Genomic DNA, 11,109 nt, shown 5'->3' with positions numbered 1-11,109 from the left:
GGCCGGGTCACCGCAGGAAGGCGCCGACCGCGGCGACGAAGCGGGCAGGGTCGTCCAGCCACGGGAAGTGCCCGGCGCCGGGCTGCACGACCAGTTCGGCGCGCGGGAACAACCCGCCGTACTCGGCCATCGCTGGCGGCGGGGAGTTCAGGTCGACCTCGCCGGCGAGCACGAGCACGGGACACCGGACGTGATCAGCGCGAGCCGGCCGACGCGTTCGGGTCAGCCTTCCGCGGCCGGCCGGTCGTCCTCCGTGTGCCGGGGCGGGTCCAGGCGGTCGAGGCGGGCGGGGTCGGCCAGGATGTACATGTGGGTGATCCTGCCGTTCGCGACGGTGACGGCCATGACCGAGCGGGGCCCGGTCTCGGGGGCGTTGGCGACGCCGATCGTGCCGTTGACCAGGACGAGCCGGGCGGAGGCGGCGTACCGGGCGAAGGTGAGGGCCTGCGCGGCGACCGTCGTCGCGCCGTGGACCACCTTGGAGACGGCGGCGCCGCGGACCAGGGCGCCCGCGTCGACGCGCAGCACCACGTCGGGGTGGAGGACGGCCACCAGCGCCTCGAAGTCGCCGGCCCGTGAGGCGGCCAGGAAGGCCTCGAGCACCTGCCGCTGCCGGTTGAGGTCGGTCTCGGCCGAGGGGGTGGCGCCCTGGACGCGGCGCCGGGCGCGGCTGGTGAGCTGCCTGGTGGAGGCGGAGGTCCGCTCCAGGACCGGGGCGATGTCGTCGAAGGGCACGGCGAACATGTCGTGCAGCACGAACGCCAGCCGCTCGTCCGGGGCCAGCCGCTCCAGGACGACGAGCAGGGCCAGGCCCAGCGAGTCGGCCTCGACCGCCTCCTGCTCCGGGTCGGTGCGGGTCAGCGGCCGGATGACGGGGTCGGGCACGAAGGTGTCGTCGAGCGGGTCCTCGCGGCGCGAGGTCCGCGTGCGCAGCAGGTCGAGGCAGATCCGGCCGGTCACGGTGGTCAGCCAGGCGCCCAGGTTCGTGATGGCGCCGGTGTCCGTGCGGGTCAGCCGCAGCCAGGCCTCCTGGACCGCGTCCTCGGCCTCGGTCAGCGAACCGAGCATGCGGTAGGCGACCGCGCGCAGTTGGCCCCTGTGCTCCTGGAAGCGCCGCGCCAGGAGTTCCTTGTCGTCGTCCGCCTCGCGCACCTGCCGCCCCCGTCCTTTTCGATCATCCTAGGCCGGGCCCGGCCCGCCGCACGCCCTCACCGGCCGAAGACCTCGAAGGCGACGGCCGGTTTCCCGCCGTGGCGCTCGCCCACCGCCGTCGCCGTCGAGGTCAGGAACTCGCGCGCGTACGTCTCCGGGTCCTCGTCCGTCAACGCCTCGATGTAGGTGCGGTGTTCCAGCAGCGAGCGCACCGCCCGCTCCAGGCCGGGCCCCGCCTCCACGGCGTGGGTGGGCGTGGCGGAACCGGCGACGGCGACCCAGCGGACGCCGTTCCAGGGCTCGAGGCCCTGCTCGGCCAGCTCGGGGAAGATCCAGCGGTTGCCCGCGTCCGCCGCCGCGTCCAGCGTGGCCCGGCCGACCGCCACGTGGTCGGGCGTGTTCCAGGCGACGCCGCCCCAGGTGTCGCGGTGGTTGAGGGTGATCACCAGCTCGGGGCGGTGACGCCGGATGGCGGCGGCGATGTCCCGGCGCAGGGCGGTGCCGTACTCGATCACGCCGTCGCGGTGGTCCAGGAACTCCACCCGGGACACTCCGACCGCGGCCGCGCTCGCCCGCTGCTCCCGCTCGCGCAGGGGTCCGCAGGTCGCCGGGTCGAGGGTGTCGATCCCGGCCTCGCCTCGCGTGGCCAGGACGTAGACGACCTCGCGGCCCGCGTCGGTCCACGCGGCGACCGCCGCCGCGCAGCCGTACTCCAGGTCGTCGGGGTGCGCGACCACGGCGAGCGCGCGCCGCCAGTCCTCGGGCATGGGCCGCAGCCGGCCGGTGCCGGACTCGGTCATACGGGACTTCTCCTCTCGGCTGTCGTCACGGTTGTCACGGTTCCCGTCCCGTCTCACACCTCGTCGCGGACCAGGGCGAGCAGGCGGTCCAGGACGCGGGGGCCGCCGGCGCGGACGCCGTCGTGCTCGAACTCGTCGGTGACCCAGGTGCGCAGGCCCCGTACGGAGCGCGCGGTGTCGAGGGCGTGCGCGGTGTCGACGTACATGTCGTCGTGGTAGACGGCCGCGGCGACCGGGACCTCGTTGGCGGCGAGCCGGGCGCGGTCGTACAGGGGCCGCCAGTCGGTGCGGGCGGCGAGCAGCTCCGCGGTCTCCCGCAGCGGGCGCAGCGCGGGGTCGCAGTCGAACGTCCAGGGGTGCACGGACTCGCCGGTGAACAGCAGCGGCCCGTCCCCGGCCAGCGCCTTGGCCGCGTCGAACTGCGGGAACTCGGCCCGCACCCGCTCCGCGGCCCAGGCGGTGGGCCGCTCGTCCTGGCCGTAGATCGCCTCGTGGACGAGGGCGTACAGCGGGTGGCCGGCGTACGACAGCAGGCCCCGCACCTCCTCCTGGAAGGCGTCGGAGAGCTCGAGGCCCCCCGGGGTGCGTACGAAGGCGTGCTCGAGGAGGAAGTGGAGGCGGTGGCTGCCGTCGCCGCCGCCCAGCATGATGCCCAGGGACTGGAACGCCTCCACGGTCAGGCGGTGGCCGCCCGGCAGCACGACGTCGTGGGTGAGCAGGTGGTCGGCGATGCGGCGGGCGCGCTCGACGTCCTGCGGGTAGCGCGCGTAGTGGGCGGCGACCTTGCGCTCGATGCGCGGGTAGGCGGCGCGGTAGACGTCGTCGGCGTGGGCGTCGAGGGAGGGCAGGCCGCCGGTGATCAGGGCGGCGGACAGGCCCTCGGGGTGCGTGGAGAGGTAGTTGACCGTGCAGAAGCCGCCGAAGCTCTGGCCGAGGACGGTCCAGGGGGCACCGCCGGTCAGCTTCGGGCGGATCGCCTCGCAGTCGCGGACGATGGAGTCGGCGCGGAAGTGCGTGAGGTAGCCGGCCTGCTCGGCCGGGCCGCCGCGCAGCGGGAGGGTCTGGCGGTTGGCGGGTGTGGAGTGGCCGGTGCCGCGCTGGTCCAGGAGCAGCACCCGGTACTCCTCCAGGGCCCGCCCGAGCCAGGCCTGCTTGCCGGTGAAACGGTTCGCCCCGAAGCCGGGGCCGCCCTGGAGGTAGACCAGCCAGGGCAGGTCCTTGCCGGCCTTGTCGCTCGCGACGGCCTCACGGGCGTAGAGCTCGATCGTCTCCCCCGCCGGGTCGTCGTGGTCGAGCGGCACGGTGAAGCGGTGGTCGGTGAGGACGACGCCGGGCTGGCGGTAGCTGAGGGACAAGGGGGCTCCCGGGACGGAGGGTTTACGGCCGCGTCCCAGTTCAGCACATGTTCCTGCGCCGTCCGCCCCCCGGGATCGTGAGAACGGCCGGATCCCGGTCAGCGGGCGGGCAGGCTGGAGCTGCGGACCACCAGCTCCGGCTGGAGCACCACGCGCCGGTGCTCGTGCACGCGCGCCGCCGGCCCGGACCCGGTCTCCTCCAGCAGCAGTTCGGCGGCGAGCGCCCCCATGGTGGCCGCGGGCTGGCGGACCGAGGTCAGCGGTACGGCGGCGGCCGCGGCGAACTCGATGTCGTCGTAGCCGACGATGGCGAGGTCGTCGGGGACGTTCACCCCGGCCGCGTACATGGCCTGGAGCAGACCGAGGGCGAGCAGGTCGTTGGCGCAGAAGACGGCGGTGGGCCGCTCGGCGAGGCCCAGCAGCCGCGCCCCGGCGTCACGGCCCGCGGCCACGTCCAGCCGCTCGGTGGGCAGTTCGCGCAGTGCCTCGGGGCCGAGGCCGGCCTCGGCGAGCGCGTGCAGCGCGCCGGTGCGCCGGTCGCGGACCTGGTTCAGGCCGGGCGGGCCGCTGACGTAGGCGATGGAGCGGTGCCCGGCGTCCACCAGGTGCCGCACGGCGAGCGCGCCGCCCGCCACGTCGTCCACCGAGACCGAGCACTCGGTGGCGCCCTCGGCGACCCGGTCGACCAGCACGAAGGGGATATTGTGCCGGCGGAAGGCGGCGATGTTGCGCCCGGTGGCGTCGGTCGGGGTGAGCAGGACGCCGCGCACCCGCTGCTCGGCGAAGAGGGAGAGGTACTCGGCCTCCTCGCTGACGCTCTGCGCGCTGTTGCACACCATCACGCCGAGCCCCGCCTCGCGCGCCGCCCGCTCGGCGCCGCGCGCCACGTCCACGAAGAAGGGGTTGCCCATGTCGAGGACGAGCAGGCCCATGATCCGGCTGCGCCCGGCGCGCAGTTGGCGCGCGGACTCGCTGCGGACGTAGCCGAGCCGGTCGATCGCGGACAGCACCCTGGCCCGGGTCTCGGTGGCGACGGACTCGGGGCGGTTGATGACGTTGGAGACCGTGCCCACGGAGACGCCGGCGGCGCGGGCGACGTCCTTGATACCCACCGGCTGGCTCATCGGGCGGAAACCTCCAGGGAAGACGGGACGGGGGCGGCGGGCGGGGCTTCACATTACCGTCGGCGCACCGCACACCGGAGCGGATCGGGCGGGTGGGGCGGAAGGCGGCGGCGCTTGAGGGCGCCGGCGCCTGCGCCCCGTGGGGTCAGGCGAGGTGGAAGATCTGGGTGAGGGGTCTCATCGCCTCGTCGGGCCGGGTGCCGTCCAGTGCTTCGAACAGCGGGCCCATCCCGGCCTGCCAGCGGGCGTTGACCTCGGTGGCCTCCATGCCGGCCCTGGCGGCCTCGAAGTCCTCGGTCTCCAGGTAGCCGACGAGCAGGCCGTCGTCGCGCAGGAAGAGGGAGTAGTTGTGCCAGCCGGTGGCCGAGAGCGCCCGGCGCATCTCGGGCCACACGGCGGCGTGGCGTTCGCGGTACTCGGCGATCCGGTCCTCGCGGACCTTGAGGAGGAAACAGACGCGCTGCATGAAGTACCGCTCCCGCTCTAGAAGTCGAACTGGTCGATGTTCCTGGCGTCGAACACCGTCGGCTTGCCGAGGTTGATCACCCCGTCCTTGCCGAGGGTGTACGACCCCATCGCGCCGGCCTTGAAGGTCTCGCCCTCCTTGCCGCCGATCTGCCCCGAGGACAGGGCGACCGCGGTGCGCGCGGCGAGCTCGCCGAGCTTGGCCGGGTCCCACAGCTCGAAGGCGTCGACGGTGCCGTTCTTGACGTACTTGCGCATGTCGTTGGGGGTGCCGAGGCCGGTCAGCTTGACCTTGCCCCTGTACTTGGAGCCTGACAGGTACTGGGCGGCGGCCTTGATGCCCACGGTGGTCGGGGAGATGATCCCCTTGAGGTCCGGGTACTCCTGGAGCAGGCCCTGGGTCTGCTGGAAGGACTGCTGGGCGTCGTCGTTGCCGTAGGCGACCTTGACCAGCTGGACGTTCTTGTACTTGGGGTCCTTGAGCTCCTGCTTCATGTAGTCGATCCAGGTGTTCTGGTTCGTCGCGGTCTGCGCGGCGGACAGGACCGCGATCTTGCCCTGGTAGCCGATCTGCTGGGCGAGCAGTTGCACCTCGGTGCGGCCGAGGTCCTCGGCGGAGGCCTGGGAGACGAAGGCATTGCGGCACTCGGGTTTGGTGTCGGAGTCGTAGGTGACGACCTTGATGCCGTTGCTCATGGCCTGCTTGAGCGCGGTGCACAGGGCGCCGTGGTCCTGCGCGGACACGGCCATCGCGTCGACCTGCTGCTGGGTGAGCGTGTTGACGTAGGAGACCTGGCCGGAGGTGTCGGTGGCGCTGGAGGGGCCGACCTCCTTGTACTTCTCGCCCAGTTCCTCCAGGGCCTTCCTGCCGCCGTTGTCGGCGGAGGTGAAGTAGGGGTTGTTGACCTGCTTGGGCAGGAAGCCGACGGTCAGGCCCTTCTTGGTCGCAGCGCCGGGGTCGGCCTTGCCGGCCGTGGCGGCGGAGCCGCCCTCGCTGCCGACGTCCTTCTTGGTGGTGCCGCCGCAGGCGGTGGCGGCCAGGGCGAGGGAGGTGACGGCGGCCAGGGCCGCGCAGGTACGGCGGATCGAGGCTCTGCGCATGGGGGTTCCTTGTCGGAGAAGGGCGGGCGGGAAAGGGCAGGTGCGGAAGCGGTTACGCGGGAAAGGGCAGGTGCGGGAGCGGCTATGAGGTCGGCGCGGAGGCCTCGGACACGGGCGCCGCGGCGGCCCGGCGTCCGGCCCTGGCGACCGCGATCCGGCGGGCGAGGCGGGGCCCGAGCACGGAGACGACGAGCAGGACGCCGGTGACGACGATCTGCGACTGGGCGGAGACGTTGAGCAGGCTCATCACGTTCTGCAGGGCGCCGAGCAGGAACACGCCGGCGATCGCGCCGCCGAGGGTGCCCCTGCCGCCGTCGAAGTCGATGCCGCCGAGCAGCACGGCCGCGACGACGGAGAGCTCGAGGCCGGTGGCGTTGTCGTAGCGGGCGCTGGCGTAGTGCAGGGCCCAGAAGACGCCGGTCAGCGAGGCCATGAAGCCGGTGGCGACGAAGAGGAGCAGCTTGTGCCGCTTGACGCGGATGCCGGCGAACCGGGCCGCCTCCTCGCTCGCGCCGATCGCGAACAGGGACCGGCCGAACGGGGTGGCGTGCAGGACGACCACGGCGATCCCCAGCAGGACCAGGAAGGGCGGGAAGGCCCGCGGCAGGAAGCTGTCGCCGAGGCGGCCGGCCGCGAAGTCGAGGTACTGGCCGGGGAAGTCGGTCACCGCGTCGGAGCCGAGGACGATCTGCGCGATGCCCCGGTAGGCGGCGAGCGTGCCGATGGTGACGGCGAGGGACGGCAGGCCCAGCCGGGTCACCAGCAGGCCGTTGGCCAGGCCGCACACCGCGCCGAGCACCAGGCACAGCGGGATGATCGTCTCGATGGCCATGCCCTGGTTCCACAGGGCGCCCATCACCGCGCCGGACAGCCCGGCCGTGGAGGCGACCGACAGGTCGATCTCGCCGGAGACGACCAGCAGGGTCATCGGCAGCGCGATCAGGGCGATCGGGAGGGTGTTGCCGATCAGGAACGACAGGTTGAGGGAGTTGCCGAAGCCGTCGGCGAAGCCGAAGGAGAACAGCAGGACCACGACGAGCAGGGCGCCGACGACGGTGTCCCAGCGCACCGCGCGGGCCAGTGAGGTCGCGGAGAAGTCAGCCATGTCGGGCGTTCCTCTTCTTCAGGGCCGAGGCCACGCGCAGCGCGACGATCCGGTCGACCGCGATGGCGAGCAGGAGCAGGATGCCGTTGATCGCCAGCACCCAGACGGAGCTGACGCCCAGGGCGGGCAGCACGCTGTTGACGGAGGTCAGCAGCAGGGCGCCGAGGGCGGCTCCGTGGACGCTGCCGGAGCCGCCGGTGAAGACCACGCCGCCGACCACGACCGCGCTGACGACGGTGAGTTCGTAGCCGTTGCCGGTGCCGGAGTCGACGTTGCCGAACCGGGCGAGGTACAGGGCGCCGGCGAGACCGGCCAGGGCGCCGCAGAAGGTGTACGCGGCCAGGATCCGCCTGCGCACCGGGATGCCGGCGAGGCGGGCGGCCTCCGGGCTGGAGCCGAGCGCGTACAGCTCACGGCCGCTGCCGTAGTGCTTGAGGTAGTACGCGGTGCCCACCAGGACCACGAGCGCGATCAGCGCCAGGTAGGGCACCGCCGAGATGCCGCCCGAGCCGAAGTCGACGAAGCCGCCGGGCAGGTCGGCCGCGGTGATCTGGCGCGAGCCGACCCAGATGGAGTCGATGCCGCGGATGATGTAGAGCGTGCCGAGGGTGACGACGAGGGCGGGCACCTGGCCGAGGCTGACCAGCAGGCCGTTGAGCAGTCCGAAGCCGACGCCGAGGAGCACCGCGAGGACGACCGCGACCACGGGGTTACCGCCGCCGTGCAGATAGGTGCCCGCGGCGAAGGCGGTGATGCCGAGGGTGGAGCCGACGGACAGGTCGACGTTGCGGGTGATGACGACCAGGGACTGGCCGGTGGCGACCAGCACCAGGATGGTCGCGTTCAGCAGCAGGTCCTTGACGCCCTGCTGGGACAGGAACTCGCTGTTGCCGGCCTGGGTGACGGCGATCATCACCAGGAAGACGGCCAGGATGGCGAGTTCGCGCATCTTGAACACGCGGTCGGCCAGGCGGCTGCCGCTGGACGCGGACGCCTCGGCGGCGGAGGCGGGGTTGGGGGCGGTCACGGTCACGCGACCCTCCCCGTTGCTGCGGCCATCACGGTTTCCTCGGTGGCGTCGGAGCGGGGGATCTCGGCGGTCAGCCGGCCCTCGTGCATCACGAGCACGCGGTCGGCCATGCCGAGGATCTCGGGCAGGTCGGAGGAGATCATCAGGACGGCGACGCCGTCGGCCGCCAGTTGGCTCAGCAGCCGGTGCACCTCGGCCTTGGTGCCCACGTCGATGCCGCGGGTGGGCTCGTCGACGATGAGCACCTTCGGCCCGGTGGCGAGCCACTTGGCGAGGACGACCTTCTGCTGGTTGCCGCCGGAGAGGGTGGAGACGGCGTCGGCGATGCGGGCGTACTTGACCTGGAGCCTGACCGCCCAGTCGAGGGAGCGGCTGCGTTCGGCACCGCGGTCCATCAGGCCGGCCCTCACGGTGGTGCGCAGGCCGGTGAGGCCGATGTTGCGCTCGATGGACATGTCCATCACCAGGCCCTGGGCGCGCCGGTCCTCGGGGACCAGGGCGAGCCCGGCGGCCATCGCCGCGGACGGGGCGCCGTTGGTCAGGCCGCGGCCGTCGACCTCGACCTCCCCGGCGTCCCAGCGGTCGACGCCGAAGACGGCCCGCGCGACCTCGGTGCGCCCGGCGCCGACCAGCCCGGCGAGCCCGACGATCTCGCCGCGCCGCACCTCGAAGGAGACGTCGGTGAAGACTCCCTCGCGGGTCAGCCTGCGCACGCTGAGCGCGACCTCGCCCGGCGTGACGTCCTGCTTGGGGTAGAGCGCCTCGAGGTCACGGCCGACCATGCGTCGTACGAGGTCGTCCTCGCCCATGCCCTGAAGCGGCTCGCTCGCGATCCGGGCGCCGTCCCGCAGGGTGGTGACCCGCTCGCAGATCTCGAAGATCTCCTCCAGCCGGTGGGAGATGAACAGCACGGCGGCGCCCTGTTCGCGCAGGGTGCGCACCACGCCGAAGAGGCGGGCGACCTCGCTGCCGGTCAGCGCGGCGGTCGGCTCGTCCATGATCAGGACGCGGGCGTCGAAGGAGAGCGCCTTGGCGATCTCCACGATCTGCTGGTCGGCGATGGACAGGCCGCGCGCGGGGCGGTCGGGGTCGAGTTCGACGCCCAGGCGCCGCATCAGGCCGGCCGTGGCCTCGCGGGTGGCCTTGTGGTCGATGCGGCCGAGGGCGCGGCGGGGTCTGCGGCCCATGAAGATGTTCTCGGCGATCGACAGGTCGGGGAAGAGGGTCGGTTCCTGGTAGATCACGGCGATGCCGGCGTCACGGGCGTCGCCGGGGCCGTGGAAGACGACGGGCTCGCCGTCGAGCAGTACCTGGCCGGCGTCCGGCCGGTGCACCCCGGCGAGGGTCTTGATGAGGGTCGACTTGCCCGCGCCGTTCTCCCCGGCGAGGGCGTGCACCTGGCCCGGGAACAGTTCCAGGGACACGTTCTTGAGGGCACGCACCGCGCCGAAGGACTTCGAGATGTCCTTAAGTGCCAGCACCGGGGCCGGACCCGTGTCGGACGGGTGGGTCATGGAGGGCTCCTCGACGACGCCGGCCGGAGAGCCGCACCGCGTCGTGAAAGGTTTCAACTGGGTTGCCGGGACGTTAGACACGGAGCAGATGTCACGTCAATGGGTCCCGGTCGAAAAGTTGCGGCGGATTCAGGTCACGCATGGGTCACAACCACCGATGTACGCGGGCGGGGTTGACACCCCCTGGCACTGCCCCTAGCTTCCCGTCCTGAATCGTTTCACTCTGTGGTCGTGCAGACCCGATGTCACAGGAGCCCTCACGTGACCGAGCTCGCCGCGGCGAAGGCCGCTCTCAAGACACAGGCCGTCGAGACGCCGTCGTGGGCGTACGGGAACTCGGGCACCCGTTTCAAGGTGTTCGCGCAAGCCGGCGTGCCGCGCACCCCCGAGGAGAAGCTGGACGACGCGGCCAAGGTGCACGAGTTCACCGGCGTCGCCCCGACCGTGGCGCTGCACATCCCGTGGGACAAGGCGGAGGACTACGCGGCACTGGCCAGGCACGCCGAGGACCGGGGAGTGCGGCTCGGCACGATCAACTCCAACACCTTCCAGGACGACGACTACAGGCTGGGCAGCATCTGCCACCCGGACGCGGCGGTGCGGCGCAAGGCCGTCGGCCATCTGCTGGAGTGCGTCGACATCATGGACGCCACCGGGTCCCGCGACCTGAAACTGTGGTTCGCCGACGGCACCAACTACCCGGGCCAGGACGACATCCGCTCCCGCCAGGACCGCCTCGCCGAAGGGCTCGCGGAGGTCTACGAGCGGCTCGGCGACGGGCAGCGGATGCTGCTGGAGTACAAGCTGTTCGAGCCGGCCTTCTACACCACCGACGTCCCCGACTGGGGCACCGCCTACGCCCACTGCCTCAAGCTCGGCCCCAAGGCGCGGGTCGTCGTCGACACCGGGCACCACGCGCCCGGCACCAACATCGAGTTCATCGTGGCGACGCTGCTGCGCGAGGACAGGCTCGGCGGTTTCGACTTCAACTCGCGCTTCTACGCCGACGACGACCTGATGGCCGGCGCGGCCGACCCCTTCCAGCTGTTCCGGATCATGTACGAGGTGGTGCGCGGCGGCGGGCTCACGCCCGGGGTCGCGTTCATGCTCGACCAGTGCCACAACATCGAGGCGAAGATCCCGGCGATCATCCGTTCGGTGATGAACGTCCAGGAGGCGACGGCCAAGGCTCTGCTCGTCGACCGGGAGGCGCTGGGTGAGGCCCAGGCCGCGGGGGACGTTCTCGGCGCCAACGCCGTGCTGATGGACGCGTACGACACGGACGTGCGTCCGCTGCTTCGCGAGGTGCGTCAGGAGATGGGGCTGGACCCCGACCCCCTCGCCGCCTATCGGCGGTCCGGGTGGGCGGAGAAGATCGTGGCCGAGCGGGTGGGCGGGGAGCAGGCCGGGTGGGGGGCGTGAGCGGCTGCCGGGTCACTGTCCGTCGCGGGGCGCGGGTCGTT

11 protein-coding genes are annotated in these 11,109 nt (G+C 72.4%); 1 reads left to right on the top strand and 10 read right to left on the bottom strand.

Going from position 1 to position 11,109, the window contains the following annotated elements:
• Positions 1-7: 7 nt before the first annotated feature.
• The 10 genes from IE217_RS11555 to IE217_RS11510 form a co-directional block, all read right to left on the bottom strand.
• Complete coding sequence (locus tag IE217_RS11555; RefSeq protein ID WP_373297993.1) at positions 8-178, bottom strand: alpha/beta fold hydrolase; 171 nt, start codon at positions 176-178, stop codon at positions 8-10.
• Positions 179-222: 44 nt separating this feature from the next.
• Positions 223-1,152, bottom strand: a complete 930-nt coding sequence (locus tag IE217_RS11550; protein WP_190177695.1) for a sigma-70 family RNA polymerase sigma factor — start codon at positions 1,150-1,152, stop codon at positions 223-225.
• A gap of 56 nt (positions 1,153-1,208) precedes the next feature.
• Complete coding sequence (locus tag IE217_RS11545) at positions 1,209-1,952, bottom strand: PIG-L deacetylase family protein (RefSeq protein ID WP_190177694.1); 744 nt, start codon at positions 1,950-1,952, stop codon at positions 1,209-1,211.
• Between the two features lie 53 nt (positions 1,953-2,005).
• Positions 2,006-3,307, bottom strand: a complete 1,302-nt coding sequence (locus IE217_RS11540) for an alpha/beta fold hydrolase (RefSeq protein ID WP_190177693.1) — start codon at positions 3,305-3,307, stop codon at positions 2,006-2,008.
• A gap of 98 nt (positions 3,308-3,405) precedes the next feature.
• Positions 3,406-4,431, bottom strand: coding sequence for a LacI family DNA-binding transcriptional regulator (locus IE217_RS11535; protein WP_190177692.1), 1,026 nt, complete (start codon positions 4,429-4,431; stop codon positions 3,406-3,408).
• A gap of 145 nt (positions 4,432-4,576) precedes the next feature.
• Positions 4,577-4,897, bottom strand: a complete 321-nt coding sequence (locus IE217_RS11530) for an L-rhamnose mutarotase (RefSeq protein WP_190177691.1) — start codon at positions 4,895-4,897, stop codon at positions 4,577-4,579.
• A 17-nt stretch (positions 4,898-4,914) separates the two neighbouring features.
• Complete coding sequence (rhaS, locus tag IE217_RS11525; protein ID WP_190177690.1) at positions 4,915-5,997, bottom strand: rhamnose ABC transporter substrate-binding protein; 1,083 nt, start codon at positions 5,995-5,997, stop codon at positions 4,915-4,917.
• 82 nt (positions 5,998-6,079) lie between these two features.
• Positions 6,080-7,102, bottom strand: coding sequence for an ABC transporter permease (locus IE217_RS11520; protein ID WP_190177689.1), 1,023 nt, complete (start codon positions 7,100-7,102; stop codon positions 6,080-6,082).
• Positions 7,095-8,135, bottom strand: a complete 1,041-nt coding sequence (locus tag IE217_RS11515; RefSeq protein WP_190177688.1) for an ABC transporter permease — start codon at positions 8,133-8,135, stop codon at positions 7,095-7,097. The genes IE217_RS11520 and IE217_RS11515 overlap by 8 nt, the downstream gene beginning before the upstream one ends.
• Positions 8,132-9,646 (bottom strand): sugar ABC transporter ATP-binding protein, encoded by a 1,515-nt coding sequence (locus IE217_RS11510; protein ID WP_190177687.1) that lies wholly within the window; start codon positions 9,644-9,646, stop codon positions 8,132-8,134. Before IE217_RS11510 ends, IE217_RS11515 begins: the two co-directional genes overlap by 4 nt.
• Before the next feature lie 261 nt (positions 9,647-9,907).
• On the opposite strand from IE217_RS11510, the gene rhaI reads away from it, so the two are divergent.
• Positions 9,908-11,068, top strand: a complete 1,161-nt coding sequence (gene rhaI, locus IE217_RS11505) for an L-rhamnose isomerase (RefSeq protein ID WP_190177686.1) — start codon at positions 9,908-9,910, stop codon at positions 11,066-11,068.
• Positions 11,069-11,109 lie beyond the last annotated feature (41 nt).

It is taken from the genome of Streptomyces naganishii JCM 4654 (assembly GCF_014650575.1).
GTDB lineage: Bacteria > Actinomycetota > Actinomycetes > Streptomycetales > Streptomycetaceae > Streptomyces > Streptomyces naganishii.
This window is presented reverse-complemented; position numbering and strand designations above follow the sequence as displayed.